We start from the raw sequence: 23,980 nt of genomic DNA, 5'->3' as shown, positions 1-23,980 counted from the left end.
TCGGTGAGGCGGCCTTCCAAGTAGGCCCGCGCGTAGTTGCCGGGGGAGGAGTGGCCCTGCCAGAAGATCTGGTCACCACCACCCGGGTGCTCGGGTCCGCGGAAGAAGTGGTTCAAGCCCACTTCGTAGAGGGTGGCCACGCCGGCGTACGAGGAAATATGGCCACCCACCCCAATTTCGGGGCGCTGGGCGCGGTGGACCATGACCGCAGCGTTCCAGCGAATGAACGCGCGGTACCGACGCTCGATCTCCTCGTCGCCGGGGAATTCCGGTTCCTGGTCCACGGGAATGGTGTTCACGTAGTCCGAGGTGGTCACCATGGGCACACCGACCGAATGCGCACCCGCGTACTGCAACATGGCGCGCATGATGTACTGCGCGCGCTCGGTGCCCTGAGTCTCGATCAGACCCTTGAAGGATTCGATCCACTCCTGGGTTTCCTCGGAGTTGGCGTCCTCCAGATTATTGGTCAAGCCACTGAGAATGTGGTGGTTGCTGGATGAAGACACTTCAACCTCTCTATCATCGGCTCCGTGAATCGGGGGTGGCCCGGCGAGGAGCGTCATCGGTGCCCGCTGTGGGACGTACCGCTTTGCTCTATATCGTGTCATAAATGGTCAGTGATCATACCGGCAGGCTCTGGTTCGGCGCGTCACATAGAAGTCGTCACAACAATTTGAATCCGCGCTTTCCATGCGGTGGAGCTTGAACGAGACTCGAATCCGGTGTTGTCTTGTATCGCACCGTTTCTATGTTCGGTCCGGCACCCGTCGGCCACGACATCCGTCAGTGCATCGGCACTGTGGGCGGTTGCACGTCTACATCGAGAAGGAGTACATACGGTGAGCGAGGCAAAGGCCCCCGACGAGTCCGCGGTGGACCAGCTCAATTTTAAGGACGGCGACTACGTCCAGGAGTTCGGTTACGACGACGACGTCGACGCTCAGTTGCGGGACCAGATCGAAGCCACCATCGGCTCTGAGCTGTTCGATGACGAGGCCCAGGAAGTGGTGGACGCCGTCATTCTGTGGTGGCGCGACGGCGACGGAGACCTGGTGGACGAACTCGTGGACGTCCAGACGACCCTTGACGAGGGCGGTGTGGTCTGGCTGCTGACCCCCAAGGCCGGCCGCGAAGACCACGTTTCCCCGGCCGACGTGCAAGATGCTGCCCCCACCGCGGGGTTGCACGTGACCACCACCGCGCGGGTTTCCTCGGACTGGTCCGTCACCCGGTTGGCACCCAAGCGCAATTTCTGACCATGTGCGCGATCACCCACCAGCCACGCCAGGAGCTGCTCCCATGATCTCCGTCGGGTCTTCCGCACCGGATTTCACCCTGCCCAACCAGCGCGGCACCGCGGTGACGCTCTCACAACTGCGCGGCAACCCCGCGGTGTTGATCTTCTTCCCGTTCGCGTTCTCACCCGTGTGCACCAGTGAGCTGTGCTATCTGCAGGACCACCCCGAGGTGTTCGAGATGAGCAACGCCAAGGTGCTGGGGATCTCCACCGACAGTTCTTTTACCCTGGACGCTTTCGCACGCCAGGAATCCTATGACTTCGAGTTGCTGTCGGATTTCTGGCCCCACGGTGATGTCAGCCGGCGCTTCGGCGTTCTGTCCGAGGACGGCGGTTACGCCAAGCGGCAGACGTTTGTCCTTGATTCCCAGGGCGTGATCGTGGACGCTTTCGAGTCCGAGGTCACGGAACCCCGGCAATTGGAGCGCCTCGAACAGGCGCTGGCCCAACTCGAGCAGCACTGATGCCCGTTCGGGTGATTCGCGCCGGCTACGGGGCGCCCCTGGACGCGACACAGTTTCCGGATCCTCATGCCCTCGATGCCGCCGCTGGACTGCCAGCGGCGGTTTCCGCGTTGTCGGGACGGCGGTTGGCGGTCCTCACGGGCGCGGGCGTCAGCACCGATTCCGGTATCCCGGACTATCGGGGCCCCGGGGCGAAACCACGAACGCCCATGACCTACCAGCAATTCATGGGCTCGGAACGGATGCGTCGTCATTACTGGGCGCGTAACCAGTTCGGATGGCACTTCGTCGCCCAGGCGAAACCTTCCGAGGCGCACGCGGCCCTGGCGGAATTGGAACACCGGGGCTCGCTCTGCGGAATCATCACCCAGAACATCGACCGGTTGCATCAAAAAGCCGGATGTATCGACGTCCTGGACCTGCACGGCACTCATCAACGGGTGATCTGCACCCGTTGCCGCTCCACCATTCCCCGTGCGGTGTTGTCGGATCGCTTGGATGCGTTGAATCCCGGGTTCTACGACGACGTCGCCACGCGCCACGACATCGAGTACGCGCCGGACGCGGACGCCACCATTGAACACACCGAGCACTTCAACATCCTGGACTGCCCGGTGTGCGGCGGGATCCTCAAACCCGACGTGGTGTTCTTCGGCGAGAACGCGCCGGCGGAGCGGGTGCGTTACGCAAAACTAGTGGTCGACAGGGCCGAGGCACTCCTTGTCGTGGGCACGTCATTGACGGTCAATTCCGGCAAACGGTATGTGCGTCGGGCGGTGAGCAACGGGATTCCCGTGGTCATCGTCAATCACGGGGTCACGGGCTCCGATCACCTGGCCACGGTCAAGGTGGACGCGTTCGTGGGCGGGTTCCTGCGATCGCTCACAAATGAACTGCTCCGTGATCTTGATTGAATCGCCAGAGCTACATAAACTAGAACACGAAGATCCCGTTGGGACTGCGGAGGGGAAGCCGCGGTACCAACGGGATTCTTTGCATTCGGGGTTCGTGCTACTTCTTCTCGGGGTCGATCACTGCCTTGGCCGCCTGTGCGTCCCGGCACTGCTGGGCCCACAGGGCAGCACCCACGATTCCCGCGTTATTGCGCAGTGAGGCAATTTCCACCGGGGTCTTCAGGTCCAGGTACGGCACGAACTTCTCGGAGTTCTTGGACACACCGCCGCCAATGATGAACAGGGACGGGGAGAACAGGAACTCCACGTGGGAGAAATACCGCTGCAGTCGCTTCTTGGCCCATTTCTTCCACGGTAGATCCTCGCGTTCGCGAGCCGCTGCCGATGCCTGGGTCTCGGCGTCGTGGCCGTCGATTTCCAGGTGGCCCAGCTCGGCGTTGGGAACCAGCTGGCCGTTGAGGATCATTGCGGATCCGATGCCGGTGCCCAGGGTGATGACCATGACCAAACCGGTCTTGTCGCGGCCCGCGCCGTAGTACGCCTCCGCCAACCCGGCGCCGTCGGCGTCGTTGAGAGCCTCCACTTCACGGCCCAGGGTTTCGGTCATGAGCGCATCCACGTTGGTGTTGATCCATGACTTGTCCACGTTGGCGGCCGAGAGCGCCACGCCGTCCTTGATGATGGCCGGGAACACGATGCCCACGTGCGAGTCCGGAGCCGGGGCGTCGGGGCGGGACTGCAGTTCGTCCACGATCTGCTTGACCACGGTGGCCACGGCCTCCGGGGTGGCAGGCTTGGGCGTGGGGATGCGGAACCGGTCGCCCACGAGCTCCCCGGTCCTGAGATCGACGATCCCGCCCTTGGTGCCGGTACCGCCGATATCAACTCCGATGCCGAGCGTCGAAGGGGCCTTCGAAGGGTTGGTGGGGCTCATGAACGGTCCTCTCGGTTCACGGTGAAACCAGGTGGTCAGGGGCAGTGTTCGACCCCCGAATGTGCGGTTAGTTTACGGCAGGGTGAGTACGTCCACGCCGTCTTCTGTCACAGCCATGGTGTGTTCGAATTGGGCGGTGCGGCGCTTGTCGGACGTGGTGATGGTCCAGTCGTCCTCCCACTGGTCCCACGCAATCGATCCCAGGGTGAGCATGGGCTCGATCGTGAAGATCATTCCCGGCGTCATCTCGGTGTTGTAACTGGGCGCGGCGTCGTAGTGGGGGATGATCAGACCCGAGTGAAATTCTCGCCCCACGCCGTGTCCGGTGAAGTCGCGCACCACACCGTAGTTGAATCGCTTGGCGTACTTCTCGATGACACGTCCGATCACGTTGATCTCACGGCCCGGACGCACGGCCTTGATGGCGCGGTTGGTGGCCTCGCGAGTGCGCTCCACCAGGAGGCGGGAGTCCTCGTCCACGTCTCCCACCAGGAAGGTCGCATTGGTGTCCCCGTGCATGCCGTTCTTGTACGCGGTGACATCCAGATTCACGATGTCACCGTCCTCGAGCACGGTGGAGTCCGGAATTCCGTGGCAAATGACCTCGTTGAGGGAGGTGCAAATCGACTTGCGGAAGCCCCGGTAGTCCAGACACGAAGGGTAGGCCCCGTGATCGCACATGTATTCGTGGGCCAGGCGGTCCAGTTCATCCGTGGTGACCCCGGGTTGGGCTGCCGCTCCGGCCAGCTCCAGGGCCCGCGCCGCGATCCGACCGGCCTCACGGACCACTTCGATTTCCTCGGGGGTGTAGATGTTGGAGCCGTTGCCCTCGTTGGGGTCCATGCGACCCACGTACTCGGGGCGGGGGATGACCGCGGGGACGGACCGGGAGGAACCGATGATCCCCGGTTTCAGATCACCGATCGGCGCGGTGGAACCGGGGGCTGGGGCCAGATTGTGCGATGTCACGGTGGGTCGTTGCCTCCAACGGGTTGAAAAGGTGGGTGCCGAGCCGGCGCGAGTGCGGGCTCGGGGTGTGTCTTGGCACTAGCCTAATCCTTAGACGCTCGGAGCAGAGCCGAGCCGAGGTCCCGGGGTTTTGCACCTTCGGACCCACCGACCGACAGGGCGCGCAGCGCCGGGAGAGTGAGGCAAAGTCATGGCCGAGTACTGGTACAACCTGTACACCAAGCAGGTGGAAGAGGGTCCCAAGGACGACTACCGCCAGCTCATGGGTCCGTACGCCACTCGTGAGGAAGCATCACGTGCGTTGAAGACCGCGGCGGAGAACACCAAGCGCTGGGATGACGAGGACGCCGCCTACAAGGGCGACTGAGCTACCCCGAGATCAACGGTGGCCCGGACCTCGTGGTCCGGGCCACCGCCATCCTCACATCGATATCAGCCGCGGAAGCTGTGCTCCTCGGCCGGGAACCGACCGGACTTCACGTCTGTCACGTAGCTACCCACGGCATCCCCGATGGTCTGGGACAACTGAGCGTACTGCTTGACGAAGCGCGGCATGCGTCCGGTTCGCAGTCCCAGCATGTCCTGCCACACGAGCACCTGCCCCGTGGTGGAATTTCCGGCGCCAATACCCACGGTGGGGATGACAAGAACGTCCTCGACCTGGGCTGCGGCGTCCGCGGAGACCATCTCGAGGACCACGGCGAACGCCCCGGCCGCCTGCACGGCCTGAGCGTCAGCAATCAGCGTGGCCGCGGCGTCGCCCTTGCCCTGCACCCGATAACCACCCAGGGCGTGCTCGGATTGGGGAGTGAAGCCCACGTGGCCCATCACGGGGATGCCGGCACGCACCACGGCGGCCACGTGGTCGCAGAGTTCCGCACCCGCCTCGATCTTGACGGCGTGGGCACCGGTTTCTTTCATGATGCGCACGGAGGAGCGGACGGCCTGTTCCGGGGATTCCTCGTAGGAACCGAAGGGCAGGTCCACGACCACCAGGGCGCGTTGGGCGGCGCGGGAGACCGCGGCGGCCAACGGGATCATCTGGTCGAGCGTGACCGGAAGGGTGGTTTCGTAGCCCAGCACATTGTTGCCCGCGGAGTCTCCCACGAGCAGAACGTCCACGCCGGCGCCGTCGAAAATTGCGGCCGTCAAGGCGTCATAACTGGTGAGCATCGCAAATTTCTCGCCCTGTGCCTTGGCCCGCTGCAAGTGCACGGTGCGCACGCGCGTCACCTCGCTCAGTGACGATGTCGAGGCGGCTTGATCTGACGGGGGTATAGCGGTCATTGGTCCAGGGTACCGCCGCCGACGACGCCGCACTCGCCGTGAGAATCCACGTCGTGTCAGCGCGCGGGGCCTGCCGTTAGAGTTGGGGGAGCGGCTCAGCGGTGACGCAGACGTCACGGGGCCGCAAGCACATCCGCAACACGGTCGAGATACCCGAGGTGGCCCCACATGGATCGGCAGCAGGAATTCGTTTTGCGAACCATTGAGGATCGCGACGTGCGATTCGTGCGTCTGTGGTTCACCGATGTCGTGGGAACGCTCAAGTCCGTGGCGCTGGCCCCGGCGGAGGTGGAGGCCGCTTTCGACGAGGGCCTGGGCTTTGACGGCTCGTCCATCGAGGGGCTCTCGCGCGTGTACGAATCCGACATGCTGCTCCAGCCGGACCCCTCCACCTTCCAGTTGCTGCCCTGGCGCGGGGACGACGAACCCACCTCCCGGATGTTCTGCGACCTCAAGACCCCGGACGGGGAGCCCTCGGCCTCCGATCCGCGCGGTGTGCTCCGTCGAGTCCTGACCAAGGCCGCGGACATGGGCTTCACGTGCTACACCGCTCCGGAGATCGAGTTCTACCTGCTGCGGTCCTCGGAGCTGGACGCCAAGACCGGTGAGCCCACGCCCGTGGACTACGAAGGCTACTTCGACCACGTGCCCGGTGGTGTGGTCCAGGACTTCCGCCGCACCGCGGTGAACATGCTCGAAGCCGTGGGAATTTCCGTGGAGTTCTCCCATCATGAGGCCGGGCCCGGGCAGAACGAGATCGACCTCCGCTACGCGGACGCCCTGCAGACCGCGGACAACATCATGACGTTCCGCACGATCATCAAGGAAGTGGCGCTGTCCCAGGGCATTTACGCGACCTTCATGCCCAAGCCCTTCTCCCGTCAGCCCGGTTCGGGCATGCACACCCACTTCTCGTTGTTCGAGGGGGACACCAACGCGTTCTACGAAGCCGGCGCGGAGTTCCGGCTGTCCAAGGTCGGCCGTCACTTCATTGCCGGACTGTTGCGCCACGCACCCGAGTTCACCTCGGTCACCAACCAGTTCGTGAACTCCTACAAGCGGCTGTGGGCCGGCGACGAAGCACCGTCCTACATGTCCTGGGGCCACAACAACCGTTCCGCCCTGGTGCGGGTGCCGCTGTACAAGCCGGACAAGGTGCAGTCCTCGCGCATCGAGTACCGCGGTATCGATTCCGCCACCAACCCGTACCTCTCCTATGCGGCGTTGTTGGGGGCGGGGCTCAAGGGCATCGAGAACGAGTACGAGCTGCCGCCGGTGGAAATGGACGATGTGTTCGCCATGAGTAGTGCCGAGCGCCGCGCCGTGGGCCACCAGCCGCTGCCCACGAGCCTGCACGAGGCCATCCGGCAGACCGAGGATTCGGAGTTCATGGCGGAGCTGCTCGGGGAGCAGGTTTTCGACTACTTCCTGCGCAACAAGCGCCGAGATTGGGACAACTACCGGGTGGAGGTCAGCCCCTACGAGCTGCGGACCAACCTGGGAATCCTGTAAGCGTGGCCGGCATGAGTGCCACGGACGGAACCGCCAGGGAACGCGCAGAAAAGGTCTCGGCCCAACGGCTGATCTCCATTGGTTTTGCAGACGTCACCAACGCGCGGCGCTGGCTGGGTTTCCGCGAACTCGACGGCGTCGATCTGCAGCTGCTGCTCAACGGCCTGGCGCATTCCGCCTCCCCGGACGTGGCACTGCAGCTGATCGTCCGGTTGATCGAACAGCATCCCGAGATCGCGAAACGGGTCAACGGGGACCCGGCCAAGTCCGAAACCATGTTCCGGTTGTTGGGCGCCTCCGAGGCGCTCGGCGAATTCCTGCTGCGGGCCCCGCAGAACCTGGATCTGCTGGACATCGAACCGCAGGACCAGCCGGGACACGACAACGCGGACGTCTTCCGGGACGCCCTGTTGGAATCGGTGGGTGCGGATCCCGAGTCCGAGACCCCCACCGCCACCGAAACCGGCGCGGAAGCCTACAAAGCGTTACGGGTCGCGTACCGGCGGGGTATCACCAAGGTCGCAATTCGCGACGTCGGCGCCTTGGACCCGGTGGACTACATGCCGTCCCTGGGGCGCCAGCTCGCCGATCTGGCCGGTGCCGCCCTTGAGGCGGGTCTGGCCGTTGCGCGAGCGGAAGCCAACGAGCACTGGGACCGGGCCCTGGTCGATCAGGTGCGCCTGGCCGTGATCGGGATGGGCAAGTGTGGTGCCCGCGAACTGAACTATATTTCCGACGTGGACGTCGTGTACGTCGTCGACATCAAGGCCACCGGCCAGGAGGAGAAGCCGGAAGAGCAGCTGGCCACGGAAATCGCTACGAGCCTGGCGTCCGGCATGGCACACGCCGTCATGACGACCGGTCCGGAACCGGCCCTGTGGGAAGTCGACGCCAACCTCCGGCCCGAGGGCAAGGACGGGCCGCTCGTGCGCACGCTGGATTCGCACGTGCAGTACTACAAACGCTGGGCCAAGTCCTGGGAGTTCCAAGCGCTGCTCAAGGCCCGAGCCATCGCGGGTGACGCCGAACTGGGCGAGCGTTACGAAGCCACCATCGGCCCGTTCGTCTGGTCGTCGGCGGAGCGCGAGGGTTTCGTGGAGTCCGTCCAGGCCATGCGACGCCGTGTCACGGACAACATTCCCGAAGCGGACCGCGACCGACAGATCAAGTTGGGCCCGGGAGGCCTGCGCGACGTCGAATTCACGGTGCAGTTGCTGCAGCTCGTCCACGGGCGCAGCGATGAAACGGTGCGCACCAAGGCCACCACCGATTCTCTCGTGGCGCTGTCCGCGGGCGGTTACATTTCTCGCAGTGATGGCGACGAGTTCCACCGCAACTACCGGTGGCTGCGCTTGCTCGAACACCGTATCCAGCTGTTCCGTATGCGCCGAACCCACCTGATGCCGCGCGATGAACGGGAGCTGTCCGTGGTGGCCCGGTCCGTGGATGGAGCGGGAGAGCACACCCACCCCACGGGTAAGGCCCTGGGCGAGAATTGGACCAAGGTCAAGCGGTCGGTGCGCACCATGCACGAGCGGATTTTCTACCGCCCGATCCTGGCCGCGCTCGCCAACGCCCCCGCGGACACCACGCTCACGACCGAATCCGCCCTGGATCGTCTGGCGGCCCTGGGATACCAGGACACCAAGGCGGCAAAGCGTCACATCGAGGCTCTCTCCAGGGGCGTCAGCCGCCGGGCGGAGATCCTCCGCACCCTGCTGCCCGTGCTGCTGGATTGGATCGCGCAGGGCGTGGACCCGGACGCCGGTCTGCTCAACTTCCGAAAGATCTCCGAGTCCATGGGCAACACCCCGTGGTTCCTGCGGTTGTTGCGCGACTCCAACGCGGCGGCCGAGCGGCTGTGCCAGATCCTGTCCAGTTCCCGGTACGTCTCGGACCTACTGGAAACCTCTCCGCAGTCGATCGCGTGGCTCGGGGACGACCCCCAGCTGCGCCCGCGCACCCTGGATGAACTCGCCAAGGAAATGCGCACACAGCTGCAACGGCACCCCGAACCGGACGAGGCCATTCGCGCGATCCGGCAGGTCCGACGCCGCGAGCAGTTACGCATCGCGCTCGCCGACACGAGCGGCCTGGCCTCGGTAGAGACGGTCGTGGCGGGACTCTCGGACGTTGACCAGGCCACCGTGATGGGTGCGTTGTACATTGCGCAGCGGGAGTTCTGCGAAGGCGGGGACAAGGAACACTTGGCGGACGTGATGGTCGTGGCCATGGGCCGCCAGGGTGGGCGGGAGATCGGTTACGGATCGGACGCGGACGTCATGTACGCCTTCGAGCCGCGCGAGGGAGCCGAGTCCGGTGACGCTCGGTCCCAGGCCGAGAAGATCTTCTTGCGCATGGTGCAGCTGCTCAAGATGCCGTGCAAGCCACCCATCATTGCCGAGCGGACATTGGAAATTGATAATGACCTGCGGCCCGAGGGTAAGCAGGGGCCCATGGCGCGTTCGGTGGAATCCTTTGCCCAGTACTACGACCGGTGGGCTCAGACATGGGAGTTCCAGGCTCTCACACGAGCTCGCTACATGGCGGGCAACGAGGACGTCGCGGCGGCGCTCGTTCGCGTGTTCGACCGGTTTCGGTACCCGGCCGATTTCACCGACCGCCAGCTCATCGACGTGCGCCGCATGAAGGCCCGCGTGGAGAACGAAAGACTGCCGCGCGGCGCGGATCCCAACCGGCAGCTGAAGTTGGGCCGCGGCGGGCTCTCGGATGTGGAGTGGCTGGTTCAATTATTGCAATTGCAGCACGGTCATGAGGTGGCCGGCCTACGGTCCACTTCCACCCTGGCCGCACTGGAAGCCGCCGTCGAGGCCAACCTCTTGGCACCGCAGGACGCTCAGGTGCTCAAGAGCGCGTGGACCTTGGCCACGGCCATCCGCAACGGCAACGTGTTGCGGTCGGGTCGATCCTCGGACTCCGTTCCCTCCCGCCGCGTGGACCTGGAGGCCGTGGCCCGGTGGATCGGCTACGAACCCGGTTCGGCTTCGCAGTTGGAAGAGGACTACCTGCGGATCACCCGGCAGTCGCGCACCGTGTTCGAGAAGGTGTTCTACGGGCACTAGGTCTGTGCCCTTGAGGGGCAGGTAGGACCTCCGCGAACGTCTGAGGGGCCGATGGAGCCTTTTCCACTGGGGATAAGGGTTCCACCGGCCCCTCAGATGTAACTGCAGGATTTCGGTGGGCATTCTGGTCGACAGTCAAGCCATTGCCCAGGGGTCCGGTGCACGGTGATTGACGGTAACGCCCAAGGTTCGGCGATTCTGGGCTCCAGCGTCGATCAGGGTGCAGGGATCAGACATCGTGGTCGCTACGTCGATGAGGGTGCGGCACCGCTTGCGGGCAGCCCCATGGCAGGAAAGGTGTCACCGGGTACAGCTGGCCCGTGGCACTGGGCATGCGCTCTTGGGGGCCGCGAGGACCCCCGCCAACGTCTGAGGGACCGGTGGAACCCTTCCCACTGGGGAAAGGGGTTCCACCGGCCCCTCAGACGCAACTGCGGGATTTTGGTGCCCCGAGAGGGAATCGAACCCCCGACCAAGAGATTAGAAGGCTCCTGCTCTATCCACTGAGCTACCGAGGCGGAGCGCGTGAAGCGCCAATACAGTCTAGCAACGGTTGAGCACGGGGTTGGCGCTTTGCCCGCGGCGTGGCCACTGCACAACGTGGGAGTCGAGGGCGAACTCACGACGAAAATCCACATATCGCAATGCCTGAGTCTCGTCAGGCGTGTGAACACGGGACCGTGGGAACACCCCTGCATTTCGGGGCACAGGTTCCGTCCTCGCGGTTGCACGAGCCGCGGGGGCGGCTCATACGAAGGAGCATCCCATGCCCGAGCACATCACCCTCCGCGGATTCGTCGGCAAAGATCCCGAGTCCCACCTGTTCGACGACGGCACCGTTGCTGCACGTTTTCGCCTGGCCACCACCACACGCCGGTTCGATGCCGATAAGAACACCTGGATTGATGTCCACACCAATTGGTACTCCATCCGTTGTTTCCGCGCACTGGCCATGCACGTGATGAACAGCGTGCGCTGCGGGCAGCCGGTCATGGTGACCGGGAAGCTGCAAGTCCAGGAGTGGATGTCCGACAACGGCCCGCGCACCACGGTTCAAGTGGACGCCACCGCCATTGGCCACGACCTCAATTTCGGCACGGCCAATTTCTCCCGCACGGGTGGTCAAGGTCAGCGTCCGCACAATGCAACCGGTGACGCAGACGAATCCGCCCAGGATGACAACGGTGCGTCAATTGCGGGGCTGCAGGACGACGAGCGACTGGATGAGCACGGCCACGGTGTCATTATCCGTTCCGATCCCGATCACGCCTTCACATCCCTGAACGATCTGCCCCGGGACCTGGACGCGACCGAGGACGCGGGGGAGGACTCCGAGGAGCGCACCCCGGTGGGCGTGGGGAGCGACTGAAAACAACCCGACCGCGGCCACCTATAGTGCGTTACCGGGGCCCGCATGTGACCCCGGTAACGCAACGGCGCGGCGTGGCTGGGGGAGCTGCGCGCCGGGAGCTGAACGTGGCTGGAAGCGGCGCGCGGGCGCGGTAGCCTGGAGGGTATGGCGGAATTCATTTACACCATGTCCAAAGCCCGCAAGAAGGTGGGCGACAAAGTCATTCTGGACGATGTCACCATGTCGTTCTACCCCGGTGCCAAGATCGGCGTCGTGGGTCCCAACGGCGCTGGTAAATCGACCATCCTGAAAATCATGGCTGGCATGGACCAGCCCTCCAACGGTGAGGCCCGGCTCACTCCCGGGTACTCCGTGGGCATCCTGCTGCAGGAACCGCCGTTGAACGAAGAGAAGACCGTTCTGGGCAACGTCGAAGAGGGCGTCGGCGAGATCAAGGGCAAGCTCGATCGCTTCAACGAGATCTCCGCCGAAATGGCCGAGCCCGATGCCGACTTCGACGCGCTCATGGAAGAAATGGGCAAGCTGCAGGAAGACATCGACGCGGCAAACGCGTGGGACCTCGACTCTCAGCTCGAGCAGGCCATGGACGCGCTGCGTTGCCCGCCGCCCGAAACGGACGTGAAGGTCCTTTCCGGTGGTGAGCGTCGTCGCGTCGCGCTGTGCAAGCTGCTGCTGCAGAAACCCGATCTGCTGCTCCTCGACGAGCCCACCAACCACTTGGACGCCGAGTCCGTGCTGTGGCTCGAACAGCACCTGGCCGCGTACCACGGTGCCGTCCTGGCCGTGACCCACGACCGGTACTTCTTGGATCACGTGGCCGAGTGGATCTGTGAGGTCGACCGCGGTCGCCTGTACCCCTACGAGGGCAACTACACCACCTACCTGGACACCAAGGCCAAGCGCATGGAGGTTCAGGGCAAGAAGGACGCTAAGCAGGCCAAGCGTCTCAAGGAAGAGCTCGACTGGGTGCGCTCCAACGCCAAGGGCCGTCAGGCCAAGTCGAAGGCGCGTCTGGCTCGTTACGAGGAGATGGCCTCGGAGGCGGAGAAGACCCGCAAGTTGGACTTCGAAGAAATTCAGATCCCGCCCGGGCCCCGCCTGGGCAACCTGGTGATCGAGGCCGAGGACCTGCAGAAGGGCTTCGGCGACCGTTCGCTCATCCAGGACCTGTCCTTCTCGCTGCCCCGCAACGGCATTGTGGGCGTGATCGGCCCCAACGGTGTGGGTAAGTCCACGTTGTTCAAGACCATCGTGGGTCTCGAGCCGCTCGACGGCGGCGAGCTGAAGGTGGGCGACTCGGTCCAGATCTCCTACGTGGACCAGAACCGCGAGAACCTCGACCCGGAGAAGACCTTATGGGAGGTCGTCTCGGACGGCCTGGACTACATCAACGTGGGCAAGGTCGAAATGCCGTCCCGCGCGTACGTCTCCGCGTTCGGCTTCAAGGGTCCGGATCAGCAGAAGAAGGCCGGTGTGCTCTCCGGTGGTGAGCGCAACCGTCTGAACCTGGCGCTGACGCTGAAGCAGGGCGGTAATTTGCTGCTGCTGGATGAGCCCACCAACGACCTGGACGTGGAAACCCTCGGTTCCCTGGAGAACGCGCTGCTGGAATTCCCCGGCTGCGCCGTGGTGGTCTCTCACGACAGGTGGTTCCTGGACCGCGTGGCCACCCACATCCTCGCCTGGGAAGGCACCGAGGAGAACCCGGACAACTGGTACTGGTTCGAGGGCAACTTCGACGCCTACGAGGAGAACAAGGTGGAGCGTCTCGGCGCCGACGCCGCACGGCCCAGGCGCCTCACGCACCGTCGCCTCACGCGCGACTGACGTCCTCCGAGCCTCACCACATCGCCCCGTGGTCCCTTCGTGGACCGCGGGCGATGTGCATGTTCGGAGGTGAGATCGGCCTCATCTTCGTGCCAGAGGTCTATGATCGGCCTCATCTTCGTGCCTGAGGTCTATGAGATGACACCGTCCGGTGCGGCCCCCGAATTCAAGACCGTGGTGGTCACCGGGGCGGCCGGTGGCATGGGAACCGCCCGCGTCGCGGTTCTGTTCACCCACGGTGACGCCGTCGCGTCCCTCGACCGGCCGGAGAGGGACCCGTGGTAGGAGCCCACACCCACGGAGGGGACCGCAGAGGCACCGGCCGGGCTCGGCCGCGGGCCGCCTGTCCTACCGCGAGCGCTGGTGACCGAGGGGGAGGCCGTCGCCGGTGCCCTGCACGAGAGCGCCGCGACCATGCCCCCGCTCGTGGTCCGTTGGTTCAGCACGCCCCATTTCTATCATGGTTAGGCTAACCTAACTTGGTATCCCCGGGGACACGCCCGGACCCGCGCGGCGCGCGACCGCGCCCGACCCACGGAGGTGCCCTTGGTGCGACACGTCGATCCGGCGGGTACCCCGCGCGGCGACGCGCCCGACCACCGCGACGGATCTTCCGCCGCCCGCCAGTTCGCCGCGCTACTGCCGCACGCCGCGGTCGTGGAGGCTGTGTCACATAACGTCACGGAGCGCTTGGGTCCGGCCGAGGCGGCCGCCGTGGCGGCCGCGGTGCCCTCGCGGGTCGCCGAGTTCACGACCGGTCGCGCGTGCGCGCACGAGGCGCTGCGGCGCCTCGGGGTCCCGGCCGCGAGCATCGGACGGGGCGGCCGGGGGGAACCCCTGTGGCCGGCCGGTGTCGTGGGCAGCATCACCCATTGCGACGGGTTGCGGGCGGCGGCCGTGGCCCGGCGCGGCGAGGTCACGGGCGTGGGGATCGACGCCGAACCCCACCTCCCGCTGCCGGTGGACGTCGCGGACCTCACGCTCACGCCGCCCGAACGACGTCGCGTGGCGCAATTGGGCGCCGCGGTCCCGGACGTCGCGTGGGACCGGGTGGTCTTCAGCCTCAAGGAAGCAACGTACAAGCTGTGGTACCCGTTACGCCGGGAGTGGCTCGGCTTCGAAGAAGTGGACGCCGCGGTGCACACGGACGGGACGTTCACCGTGGACCTGCCGCGGCCGTTGCCCACCCCGGACGGGGATGTGCGCGTGGTGCGCGGTCGGTGGGCCGTGACCGACGGGCTGCTGTTCACGGCCGCGGCACTGACCCCGGGGATGTCGTTCCCTCAGCGGTAGCTCACGGGAAATCCGGTAGGCGCATCATGCCCTCTTGGGCGGTGGTGGCGATCAGCGCGCCGTCCTGCGTGAACATGCGGCCCACACCCAGGCCGCGAGCCGAGGACGCGCTGGGGGAGGCCTGGACGTAGAGGATCCATTCGTCCGCGCGGGCATCGCGGTGCCACCACATGGCGTGGTCCAGGGACGCCACGTTGAGGCCGGGTTCGACCCAGGATTTGCCGTGGCGGCGCAGCACGGGTTCGAGCATCGTGTAGTCGGAGGCGTAGGCCAGGGCCGCGCGGTGGATGTGGGGGTCATCGGGCAGAGGCGCGAGCGCCTTGATCCATACGGCGTTGTACGCCTCGCGGGTGCCGCTCCACGGCAGGAACAGGGGCTCGGTCACGTAGCGCATGTCGAACGGGCGCTCGAACGCGGTGGCCCGGGCCTCCGGCAGGTCGATACTGCCCAGCAGATCGCGCAGCGTGGGCAGTGACTCGGGATCCGGGACATCGGCCGGCATCTCGTCCTGATGATCCAGACCGCCCGCGGGGGCCTGGAACGAGGCGATCATGGACAGGATGGTCTTGCCGTCCTGATAGGCGTGGATCCGGCGCGCGGAAAATGAACGCCCGTCGCGAACACGCTCCACACCAAAGGTGATCGGGAAGTTCACGTCCCCGGGGCGCAGGAAGTACGCGTGCAACGAGTGAATGGCCCGTTCCTCGGGAACCGTCCGCATGGCTGCCATCGCCGCCTGAGCCAGAACCTGCCCGCCGTACACCCGATTGCGCATGCTCGTGATCGTCTGACCGACGAAAATGTCCTCGAAGGTTCTGGCCCCTCCACCGTCCGCCAGGTCCAGCATGTGGAGCAGGGCTTTCACGGGTTCCTTCTGGGGATCAACACTCATGAGCTCCATCCTAGTGCTGGCCCGGATGTGATCTGATGGGGGCATGACGTCGATAAACATTCCCCTTCAAATGAGATTCTCGGACATGGACGCCTACGGCCACATCAACAATGTGATCATGGTGCGGTTCTTCGAGGACGCCCGGGTGCGCCTGACCTCGTCCCCCATCAAGGCCAACGCGGACCACGGCATCCCGGAGGACACCACGTTCCGTGAGTCGATCGGGGATATCCGCACCGTGGTGGCGCACCAGAGCATCGACTACAAAAAACAATTGTTCTACCGCCACGAACCGGTGTACGTGCGCACCTGGATCTCCAAGGTCGGGGGCTCATCCTTCACGATTTCCTACCGGTTGCAGGAGGAGGACGGCTCGGCTGTTTACGCGGAGGGTGAATCCGTGATGGTCTTAATGGACCCGGACACGGGAAAGAGTCAAAAACTGTCGGAGGACCACAAGGCCCTCTTGGACGCCCTGGCAGATGAGGTCAAGGAGCTCGACGAACGATGACACACCCTGGGGACGAGCGGACCCCCGGCATTTTCCTGGCCGGCCCCGCCGAAGCCTCCGACCTGGCCACCCTGCTGAGCCGCGCGCGCAGCCTCGACGCGAACGCCGCCGTGCGCCTCCAGGGCTTCGGCCACGCCCTGGCCACGTGGGTTCCGGTGATCTACCCCTCGACCATCATGGATCGATCGCCGGTGGTGCTGGGTTTGCGCGCGGTGACGCTGGCACGCCCCTCGGACATGGACCTCACCGTCCCCGCCTCGGCCCTCCTCGATCGATTGGCCCGGTACTCCCTCATTGATCCGGCGATCGCGGGCGAACCGGTCCGCATCGGCGCACCCCCGCAGGAGGTTGCGGCCCCGTGGGCGGGGATGGTTGCCCCGCGCAGCGGCTGGACCAAGCACGGTGTCGTGTCCGCCCATCATGTGCGTGACGTGGCCCGGGCGGGAATTCAGAAAGTCGCGGACACCGTCCCCACCGATTCCGGGGCCGCGGTCGTCTCCAAGGTGCGCTCGGACATCTGGGGTGCGAGTTCCGGGTGGGGCCCCCTGGAAGTTCCGGACATTCCCGACGGCGCAGCGTTCGGGCTGGACGTCCTCGGATTCATTCCACCGTCCGAGGTCGAGGTGGCCGTGGCCGCGGAGGAAACCGGGCAGTGGCTCAGGCTCAGCACCCAGGCCGGCCACGTGGTGGTCAAGAACGCTCAGCGCTGATCAGCCCGGGCGGTTCACCATGGCGTGCGCCGCCCGGTCGAAATAATCCCACATGATGCCGTCATGCAAGGGTGACAACTCCAGGGTGTCCATGGCGCCGCGCATGTGCTTGAGCCACGTTTCCCTCGCCCAGGTGTCCACGGGAAACGGTGCGTGCCGCATCCGCAATCGGGGGTGACCGCGTTCCTGCGAATACGTGACGGGCCCGCCCCAGTACTGTTCGAGGAACATGCGGAGCCGGCGCTCGGCTGGTCCCAGGTCCTCCTCGGGGTACAGGGCCTTGAAATCCTCGTCCTGGGCCACGCGCCGGTAGAACTCGCTCGTGAGCTTGACGAACGTCTCGTGCCCGCCCACCTGCGCGTAAAACGACTCCGACGACGCCGCTTCGGCCGCCTCCCTCGCGTCACCCACCTGCTGCGGGGGTTGCATCACGGGCCGCGCGGCGGACCGGGAACCCACCGCACCCAGGGTGAAGGTGCGCCGCCCCTCGCTCTGACCGGCCTGGGGATTCAGGGGAGGTTGATCGGGGGCGCTCATGCGGTTTCATCCTCGTGTCCCGCGGAGGCGGCGTCCACGGCCTGAGCCGCCACGGCACGACGGATCGAGTCCTGGCGCTCCAACACGATACGGCGCAGGCCGTTGTGCTGTCCTGCCAAGCGATCCAGGAACCCTTGGGCGGCGTCGACCGTCCCCTGGGTCGCGATGCGCGGGAACAGACCCGCCGCGATCTGCTGCGACAGCTCATGCGTGCGCGTGGCCCACACATCGGTCACTGCCGCGAAGTACTTCTCCGCGTACGGGGCCACCAGGTCCGTGTCGTGCACGCGGAAGAAGCCTGCTATCGCCGCCTGCTGCTGGGAGTTGGGCAGCGAACCGTCCACCACGATCTGCTGCCAGGCCGCGGCCTTGGCCTCCGCGGTGGGGATCGCCGCACGCGCGGTCGCGGCGGCAATGGCGCCCGTCTCCGTGTTGTCCCGGGCCAGGGCGGCGTCGATCTCGGACTCGCCCCGGCGACCCGCGGCCACGAGCGCCGTGAGCACGACCCAACGGGTGTCGGTGTCCATGTCCACGCCGGAGGGAATGTTCTCGCCCCGGTCGAAGGACTCGAGCCGATCGAACTGCTGGGCCGTCACGGCGCGGCGGGCAAAGGCACGGAAGAACTGCCACTGGTGATCCGATCCCGGTGCCGAGGCCTCCACCAGCTCCCAGATCGTGGTGGCCGCGCCCGTACGGATCTCGTCCGCGTCCCCCGGCGCCACGTAATAGTCGAGCACGGTGTCGAGTTGGCGCAGCTGAACCTGCACCGCCGTGGAGTCGGTCTCGCGGCCAATGTTGGCCAGCACCAGCTGGGCGTACTCGCGGGCGGGTGACACGCCGTCGTGCACGGAATCCCACGCCGCACCCCACACGAGGGAGCGGGGGAGAGACTCCTCGAAATCGCCCAGGTGGTTGGACGCGGTGTCCTGGGAGCACTCGTCCAAGCGGATCTTGGCGTAGGCCAGATCGTCGTCATTGAGGAGCACGAGGTCCGGTCGCTCACGACCCACGAGTTCGGGCACCTCGGTTCGTTCGCCGTCCACGTCCAGCTCCACACGGTGGGTGCGCACCAGGCGCCCGGCGGCGTCGTCGTGATCGTAGAAACCCACCGCCAACCGGTGCGGGCGCAGGGTCGGGTGACCCTCCTGACCGATCTGCTCGATGCCGAAGGAAGTGATCACGCCGTCCTCGTCCGCCTCGACGTGCGGGAGCAGGGTGTTGACGCCCGCGGTTTCCAGCCAGCGCTCGGTCCAATCGGTGAGGTCGCGTCCGCTGGCCGCTTCGAGTTCGACCATCAGATCGGCCAGCTCGGTATTGGCCCACGCGTGCTTGCCGAAGTACGCGTTGAGCCCGGCCATGAACTCGTCCTGGCCCACCCAGGCGACGAGCTGCTTGAGCACCGAGGCGCCCTTGGCGTAGGTGATGCCGTCAAAGTTGACCAGCACGTCCTCGAGGTCGCGGATCTCGGCCTTGATGGGGTGGGTGGTGGGCAGCTGATCCTGCTCGTAACCCCACGACTTCTCGCCGGCCACGAACGTGGTCCACGCATTGGTGTACTTGGTGTTCTGCGCGCACGCGAGCGTGGACATGTATTCGGCAAAGGACTCGTTGAGCCACAGGTCGTTCCACCAGCGCATGGTCACCAGGTCGCCGAACCACATGTGCGCGAGTTCATGCAACACGGTGATGGCGCGGCGTTCCACGCGGGCCTGTGAGGGCTTGGACCGGAAGATGTACTGCTCCACGAAGGTGACGGCACCGGCATTCTCCATGGCCCCCGCGTTGAACTGGGGCACGAACAACTGGTCGTACTTCTCGAACGGGTAGGGCACACCGAACTGGGCTTCGAAGAATTCGAAGCCCTGCTTGGTCACCTCGAACATCTCGGCCGCGTCCACGTACTCGGACAGCGACTTGCGCGCATACAAACCCAGGTCAATGGTGCGCCCGTCCGAGGAGGACAGCGAGTCGGTGAGGGACTCGTAGGGTCCGGCGATCAACGCGGTGATGTAGCAGGAGATCCTGGGTGTGGGGGAGAATTCCCAGCGCGCGACGCCGTCGCGCACGGTAACCGGCTCGGGGGTGGGTTGGTTGGACACCACGGCCCAGTGCTGCGGGGTGGTCACCACAAAGCGGAAGGTGGCTTTCAGATCGGGTTGTTCGAACACCGGGAACATGCGGCGGGCGTCGGCCACCTCGAACTGGGTGTAGAGGTACACCTCACCGTCGACCGGGTCCACGAAGCGGTGGAGGCCCTCGCCGGTGTTCATGTAGTTCATCCGGGATTCCACGACCAGCTCGTTGGATTCCGCGAGATCGGGGAGCTTGATGCGCACGCCGTCGCTGACCCGGGACGGGTCGAGCTGCTTGCCGTTGAGGCTCACGGACTCCACGGACGCGGTGATTGCATCAATGAAGGTACTGGCACCGGGTGCGGCCGTGAAACGCACCGTGGTGCGTGCGGGGAACGTCTCCGGATCATCGGTGAGATCCAGGACCACATCATAGGAATCGACCGAAACAGTCTCCGCCCGCCGGGCGGCTTCCTCTCGGGTCAAATTGATTCCGGGCACGTGAGTGATCCTCTCCTCGACTGCGGGGGGCATGCGCGCACCGGGCGCGCGAGCATCTAGCCATTATGGCAGTCTGCGGCCGAGATCACAGCGGCACGGGCTGTGATCCTCCCGATCAGGGCGTTCCGGGGCGCTCACGGTACGGTGGTGGGTGTCAGAAAGTTCTCGGCGGTGACCCGGGTGAATGCCCTCGGCGCCGCACCTGATCCAGGAGAATCCCCGCCCATGCGCGTGCACATTGCCACCGACCACGCCGGTCTCGAGCTGTCCCAGTACTTTGTCGATCAGTTGTCCGCCGCGGGTTACGAGATGGTCGACCACGGCCCCGAGGACTACGACGCCGCTGATGACTACCCCGCCTTCTGCATCCACGCCGCCCGGGCCGTCAAGGAGGACCGCGATCAGGGTCTGGACTCCCTGGGCATTGTGCTCGGCGGCTCCGGCAACGGTGAGCAAATGGCCGCCAACAAGGTGCCCGGAATCCGCGCCGCCCTGGCCTGGAACCTGGACATCGCCAAGCTCGCCCGGGAACACAACAATGCCCAGGTCGTGGCTATCGGTGGCCGCCAGCACTCCAAGGAGGAGGCGCTGGAGATCGTGAAGGCTTTCCTCGCCGAGGAGTTCACCGGTGAAGAACGCCATGGGCGCCGTATTGCCCAGCTGGGCGAGTACGAGACCACCGGAGATATCAGGGGCAAGCTCGACCAGGTCACCGCACGCCCCGCCGCGCAGAACTGACCGTGCCCGAAGGTCACTCGGTTCACCGGCTGGCTCGCCAGCTCGGGGACGTTTTCGCGGGCCGGCCCGTGCGGGTCTCCAGCCCGCAGGGCCGTTTCGCAAACGGCGCGGCACGGCTCGACGGCCGCGTTCTCACCGGCGCCCGCGCCCACGGTAAGCAACTGTTCATGAGTTTTGCCGCGCCGAACGATGCCGCCGACGTCCTGATCCTGCGCTCACACCTCGGCATTTACGGGGCGTGGAGTTTCGTCGGCGATGAGACGTTCCAAGCGGCGTCGTCGATCGGGGCGCCCCGCAAGGTGGGCGAGCAGGAAACCGGTTCCGCGGCCGGGTCCACCGTGGCGTACGACGACGCCGGGCTGGTCGTACCCGACGCTCCCATCGGTGCCGTGCGTGCCCGGCTGGTGGGCGAGCACGGGTGGGCGGATCTGCGCGGGCCGGCATTGTGCACCGTGGAAACCCCGGTAGAGGCCGCGGTGGCGGAAGCCAAGCTGGGCCCGGACCCGCTCGACCCCGATGCGGACCCGGAGCCGTTCATCGCCAAGGCCGGTAAGAGCAAACGCCCGATTGCCGTGCTGTTGATGGAGCAGAACGTGGTGGCCGGTATCGGCAACATTTTCCGGGCTGAATCCCTGTTCCGCCGGAAGGTCAATCCCTTCCTTCCCGGTACGTCGCTGAGCCGCGAAGATCTGGTGGGGTTGTGGGACGAGAACGTGGCGCTGATGGACATCGGCGTGCGGTTGGGCCGCATCATCACCACCGACCCCGCGGATCGTCCCGGTGTACCGGAGGCCGAAGCCTGGCCCCACCACGGCAATTACGTGTACCACCGCCACGGTCAGCCGTGCTTGCATTGCGGCACCACCGTGCTGCGCCAGGACCTCAACGGCCGAGCCCTCTACTGGTGCCCGGGGTGCCAGAAGTAGCGGGCTCCGCGCATCCTGTGCGTCGCCAGGGCCCTCCCGCCCACCTCATGTGTCGGTAAAACCCTTCTTGGCCCGGCTGAGGGTCCCACCGAAACCTCACACGTGCCCCGCGGTTTTAGCGCCAGCGGCCCCGCACTGATCAGTGCGGGGCCGTTGTGTACATCTGAGGGGGTGACGGGAATCGAACCCGCGTAGCCAGTTTGGAAGACTGGGGCTCTACCATTGAGCTACACCCCCGGGGACACCGAAAGATTACACGAGGCGTTCGGTGCCCGCCAATTGGGAGCCGCTTCAGTGCCAGCACGGGCCGAATTACAGCCCGGGGGCCCATGACACGGTAGACTTACCCGTTGTTGGTGTGTCCCGGGTGTGTTTTTGTGCCCGCGGAGGGGCCATCAACGCACGGATATGCACCGACTACGGGGTGTAGCGCAGTGGCTAGCGCGCCTGCTTTGGGAGCAGGAGATCGCAGGTTCGAGTCCTGTCACCCCGACGTCTGAGCGCTCACCCGCCCATAGCTAAGCAGGGGAGCCCTCGTTGACCGACCGGGCCAAACCTGGCCCGTGAGAACTGTCCATCCACGACCCCAGGAGTACAACGGAAGTGAAGAGCGCCGTCGAGAAACTCAACCCCACCGAGGCGAAGATCACCGTTGAGATCCCTTACGCCGATCTCAAGCCGTTTGTCGCGCAGACGTACAAGCAGTTGGCCGATCAGATTCAGATCCCCGGATTCCGCAAGGGTAAGGTCCCCTCGAAGCTCATCGACCAGCGGGTTGGCTTCGACTTCGTGATCGAGAACGCCCTGAACGAGGGCCTCAATGACTTCTACCAGCAGGCGCTGGCCGAGAACGAGTTGACCCCCCTGTCCCAGCCGCAGGTCGAGGTTCTGGCCAAGCCGGAATCGGACAACCGCGAGGCCGACACCAAGGTCGAGATCAGCGTGGCCATCCGCCCGGAGATCGAGCTGCCCGATTACAAGGGTCTCAAGGTCGAGGTCGAGGCCCGTGAGGCGTCTGCCGAGGACGAGCAGAAGGCACTGGACGAGCTGCGCGCTCGTTTCGGCACCCTCAAGTCCGTGGACCGCCCCGCTGCCGAGGGTGACCACGTGACCCTGGACCTGCAGGCCCTGGTCGACGGTGAGGAAGTGGACGCCGCCAATGACCTCTCCTACGAGGTGGGCTCGGGAACCATGCTCGAGGGCATGGACGAGGCCGTGACCGGTCTCTCCGCCGACGAGGACGCCACCTTCGAGACCAAGCTGGCCGGTGGCGAGCACTCCGGTTCGGATGCCACCGTCAAGGTGAAGGTCACCGCCGTCAAGGAGCGCGAGCTGCCCGAGGCGGACGACGAGTTCGCCCAGTTGGCTTCCGAGTTCGACACCATTGACGAGCTCAAGGAAGACCTCAAGAAGCAGGCCGGCGAGTCCGCCGTGGTCGAGCAGGGTATTGAAGCCCGTGACAAGGTCCTGGACAAGCTCGTGGAACTCATCGAGGTCCCGGTTCCGGAGAAGGTCATTGAGGATCAGCTGGCCCAGCACTTCGATTCCGAGCAGGCCCAGGCTTCGGCCGAGCCCGATCACGACACCGAAGAGCACCGTGCCGAGGTTCGCGCCAACGCCGAGACCGCTTTCCGCAACGAGATCATCCTCGACGCCGTGGCCGAAGCCGAAGAGGTCGGCGTGGAGCAGTCCGAGCTGATCGACTACATCGTCAACATGTCCCAGCAGTACGGCATGGACCCCAACCAGTTCGCTCAGATGCTGGATGGTTCCGGGCAGGCCGGCATGATGGTGGGCGAGGTGCGCCGCCGTAAGGCTCTCGCCAAGGTCCTCGAGTACGCCACGGTCACCGACTCCACGGGCACCGAGGTGGACCTGTCCGCCTTCGTCGGCTCCGACGACGAGGACGACGCCGCTGCCGCCACCGAAGAGGCAGAGACCGTCGAGACCGACGCCAAGTAATCATGTATAGCCCGCTGCACGCGGGCGCACAGAGTGGCTCACAACGACGCCGCAGGGGGCCTTCCACGCGAAGGTTGCCTGCGGCGTCGTCGTGTGTCCGCGACCATGCGCCAGCAGCGAACAATGGGCCTGCGCCCGCGAAACGGTACGGGTACGGCACTACGCTGCTGAGACAG

Annotated in this window: 21 protein-coding genes, 3 tRNA genes and 1 pseudogene; 16 read left to right on the top strand and 9 right to left on the bottom strand. The window is 65.5% G+C overall.

Features of this window, described 5'->3' with window-relative positions:
- Positions 1–509 (bottom strand): annotated as a pseudogene (locus ABEA06_RS04250) (pyruvate dehydrogenase (acetyl-transferring), homodimeric type); the annotation flags it as partial.
- 333 nt (positions 510–842) lie between these two features.
- Between ABEA06_RS04250 and ABEA06_RS04245 the strand changes: the two are divergent.
- Genes ABEA06_RS04245 through ABEA06_RS04235 form a run of 3 tightly spaced genes read left to right on the top strand, consistent with a single transcriptional unit; the run spans position 843 to position 2,678 of the window.
- Positions 843–1,259, top strand: coding sequence for a DUF3052 domain-containing protein (locus tag ABEA06_RS04245; protein WP_303383682.1), 417 nt, complete (start codon positions 843–845; stop codon positions 1,257–1,259).
- 43 nt (positions 1,260–1,302) lie between these two features.
- Positions 1,303–1,764, top strand: a complete 462-nt coding sequence (locus ABEA06_RS04240; RefSeq protein WP_129700560.1) for a peroxiredoxin — start codon at positions 1,303–1,305, stop codon at positions 1,762–1,764.
- Positions 1,764–2,678 carry a Sir2 family NAD-dependent protein deacetylase gene (locus ABEA06_RS04235; RefSeq protein ID WP_303383681.1) on the top strand — a complete coding sequence of 305 codons (915 nt, stop codon included), beginning with the start codon at positions 1,764–1,766 and terminating at the stop codon, positions 2,676–2,678. The genes ABEA06_RS04240 and ABEA06_RS04235 overlap by 1 nt, the downstream gene beginning before the upstream one ends.
- Positions 2,679–2,775: 97 nt before the next feature.
- Here the strand turns inward: ABEA06_RS04235 and ppgK are convergent, their stop codons facing one another.
- Together ppgK and map are read right to left on the bottom strand one after the other, a co-directional pair.
- Positions 2,776–3,612, bottom strand: coding sequence for a polyphosphate--glucose phosphotransferase (gene ppgK, locus ABEA06_RS04230; RefSeq protein ID WP_095798247.1), 837 nt, complete (start codon positions 3,610–3,612; stop codon positions 2,776–2,778).
- A gap of 72 nt (positions 3,613–3,684) precedes the next feature.
- Positions 3,685–4,581 carry a type I methionyl aminopeptidase gene (gene map / locus ABEA06_RS04225; protein ID WP_303383039.1) on the bottom strand — a complete coding sequence of 299 codons (897 nt, stop codon included), beginning with the start codon at positions 4,579–4,581 and terminating at the stop codon, positions 3,685–3,687.
- 190 nt (positions 4,582–4,771) lie between these two features.
- Here map and ABEA06_RS04220 point away from each other — a divergent pair, with 190 nt between their 5' ends.
- Positions 4,772–4,948, top strand: coding sequence for an SPOR domain-containing protein (locus ABEA06_RS04220; protein ID WP_303383038.1), 177 nt, complete (start codon positions 4,772–4,774; stop codon positions 4,946–4,948).
- 65 nt (positions 4,949–5,013) lie between these two features.
- Here ABEA06_RS04220 and panB read toward each other — a convergent pair whose 3' ends face one another.
- A complete protein-coding gene (panB, locus tag ABEA06_RS04215; RefSeq protein ID WP_303383037.1) occupies positions 5,014–5,868 on the bottom strand; it encodes a 3-methyl-2-oxobutanoate hydroxymethyltransferase in 855 nt (284 codons plus the stop codon).
- 168 nt (positions 5,869–6,036) lie between these two features.
- Between panB and glnA the strand changes: the two genes are divergently transcribed.
- Positions 6,037–7,380 (top strand): type I glutamate--ammonia ligase, encoded by a 1,344-nt coding sequence (gene glnA / locus ABEA06_RS04210; protein ID WP_303383036.1) that lies wholly within the window; start codon positions 6,037–6,039, stop codon positions 7,378–7,380.
- 11 nt (positions 7,381–7,391) lie between these two features.
- On the top strand, positions 7,392–10,463 hold the full coding sequence (locus ABEA06_RS04205; protein ID WP_345310666.1) for a bifunctional [glutamine synthetase] adenylyltransferase/[glutamine synthetase]-adenylyl-L-tyrosine phosphorylase: 3,072 nt from the start codon (positions 7,392–7,394) through the stop codon (positions 10,461–10,463).
- 442 nt (positions 10,464–10,905) lie between these two features.
- On the opposite strand, the gene ABEA06_RS04200 is transcribed toward ABEA06_RS04205, so the two are convergent.
- Positions 10,906–10,981: transfer RNA gene (locus ABEA06_RS04200), tRNA-Arg, on the bottom strand.
- Between the two features lie 248 nt (positions 10,982–11,229).
- On the opposite strand from ABEA06_RS04200, the gene ABEA06_RS04195 reads away from it, so the two are divergent.
- From ABEA06_RS04195 to ABEA06_RS04180, 4 genes are all read left to right on the top strand, one after another.
- Positions 11,230–11,832: a single-stranded DNA-binding protein gene (locus tag ABEA06_RS04195; protein ID WP_345310665.1), complete on the top strand. Its 603-nt coding sequence runs from the start codon at positions 11,230–11,232 to the stop codon at positions 11,830–11,832.
- Between the two features lie 147 nt (positions 11,833–11,979).
- On the top strand, positions 11,980–13,662 hold the full coding sequence (ettA, locus tag ABEA06_RS04190) for an energy-dependent translational throttle protein EttA (protein ID WP_345310664.1): 1,683 nt from the start codon (positions 11,980–11,982) through the stop codon (positions 13,660–13,662).
- A gap of 120 nt (positions 13,663–13,782) precedes the next feature.
- The gene (locus ABEA06_RS04185) at positions 13,783–13,947 is read left to right on the top strand and encodes a hypothetical protein (protein WP_345310663.1); all 165 of its coding nucleotides are present in this window, start codon (positions 13,783–13,785) and stop codon (positions 13,945–13,947) included.
- A gap of 264 nt (positions 13,948–14,211) precedes the next feature.
- Positions 14,212–14,955 carry a 4'-phosphopantetheinyl transferase family protein gene (locus ABEA06_RS04180; protein ID WP_345310662.1) on the top strand — a complete coding sequence of 248 codons (744 nt, stop codon included), beginning with the start codon at positions 14,212–14,214 and terminating at the stop codon, positions 14,953–14,955.
- A gap of 1 nt (position 14,956) precedes the next feature.
- Here the strand turns inward: ABEA06_RS04180 and ABEA06_RS04175 are convergent, their stop codons facing one another.
- The gene (locus ABEA06_RS04175) at positions 14,957–15,847 is read right to left on the bottom strand and encodes an acyl-CoA thioesterase (protein ID WP_345310661.1); all 891 of its coding nucleotides are present in this window, start codon (positions 15,845–15,847) and stop codon (positions 14,957–14,959) included.
- 70 nt (positions 15,848–15,917) lie between these two features.
- Here ABEA06_RS04175 and ABEA06_RS04170 point away from each other — a divergent pair, with 70 nt between their 5' ends.
- Together ABEA06_RS04170 and ABEA06_RS04165 are read left to right on the top strand one after the other, a co-directional pair.
- Complete coding sequence (locus tag ABEA06_RS04170) at positions 15,918–16,358, top strand: acyl-CoA thioesterase (RefSeq protein ID WP_312397154.1); 441 nt, start codon at positions 15,918–15,920, stop codon at positions 16,356–16,358.
- Positions 16,355–17,068, top strand: coding sequence for a hypothetical protein (locus ABEA06_RS04165; protein WP_345310660.1), 714 nt, complete (start codon positions 16,355–16,357; stop codon positions 17,066–17,068). The genes ABEA06_RS04170 and ABEA06_RS04165 overlap by 4 nt, the downstream gene beginning before the upstream one ends.
- Here the strand turns inward: ABEA06_RS04165 and ABEA06_RS04160 are convergent, their stop codons facing one another.
- Positions 17,069–17,497: a globin gene (locus ABEA06_RS04160; RefSeq protein ID WP_303383063.1), complete on the bottom strand. Its 429-nt coding sequence runs from the start codon at positions 17,495–17,497 to the stop codon at positions 17,069–17,071. It abuts the gene before it with no gap.
- A 104-nt stretch (positions 17,498–17,601) separates the two neighbouring features.
- The gene (pepN, locus tag ABEA06_RS04155; RefSeq protein ID WP_345310659.1) at positions 17,602–20,178 is read right to left on the bottom strand and encodes an aminopeptidase N; all 2,577 of its coding nucleotides are present in this window, start codon (positions 20,176–20,178) and stop codon (positions 17,602–17,604) included.
- A 225-nt stretch (positions 20,179–20,403) separates the two neighbouring features.
- Here pepN and ABEA06_RS04150 point away from each other — a divergent pair, with 225 nt between their 5' ends.
- Together ABEA06_RS04150 and ABEA06_RS04145 are read left to right on the top strand one after the other, a co-directional pair.
- Positions 20,404–20,916, top strand: a complete 513-nt coding sequence (locus tag ABEA06_RS04150; RefSeq protein WP_345310658.1) for a ribose-5-phosphate isomerase — start codon at positions 20,404–20,406, stop codon at positions 20,914–20,916.
- A gap of 2 nt (positions 20,917–20,918) precedes the next feature.
- Positions 20,919–21,842 (top strand): Fpg/Nei family DNA glycosylase, encoded by a 924-nt coding sequence (locus ABEA06_RS04145; protein ID WP_303383061.1) that lies wholly within the window; start codon positions 20,919–20,921, stop codon positions 21,840–21,842.
- Between the two features lie 166 nt (positions 21,843–22,008).
- On the opposite strand, the gene ABEA06_RS04140 is transcribed toward ABEA06_RS04145, so the two are convergent.
- Positions 22,009–22,079: transfer RNA gene (locus ABEA06_RS04140), tRNA-Gly, on the bottom strand.
- Between the two features lie 183 nt (positions 22,080–22,262).
- Here ABEA06_RS04140 and ABEA06_RS04135 point away from each other — a divergent pair.
- Positions 22,263–22,335 (top strand) — tRNA-Pro (locus tag ABEA06_RS04135).
- 110 nt (positions 22,336–22,445) lie between these two features.
- Positions 22,446–23,804, top strand: coding sequence for a trigger factor (gene tig, locus ABEA06_RS04130; protein ID WP_345310657.1), 1,359 nt, complete (start codon positions 22,446–22,448; stop codon positions 23,802–23,804).
- Positions 23,805–23,980 lie beyond the last annotated feature (176 nt).

The sequence above is a fragment of the Kocuria gwangalliensis genome (assembly GCF_039544365.1).
Lineage (GTDB): Bacteria > Actinomycetota > Actinomycetes > Actinomycetales > Micrococcaceae > Kocuria > Kocuria gwangalliensis.
Note: the sequence above shows the minus strand (reverse complement) of the source record. Positions and strands in the feature narration are given on the sequence as shown.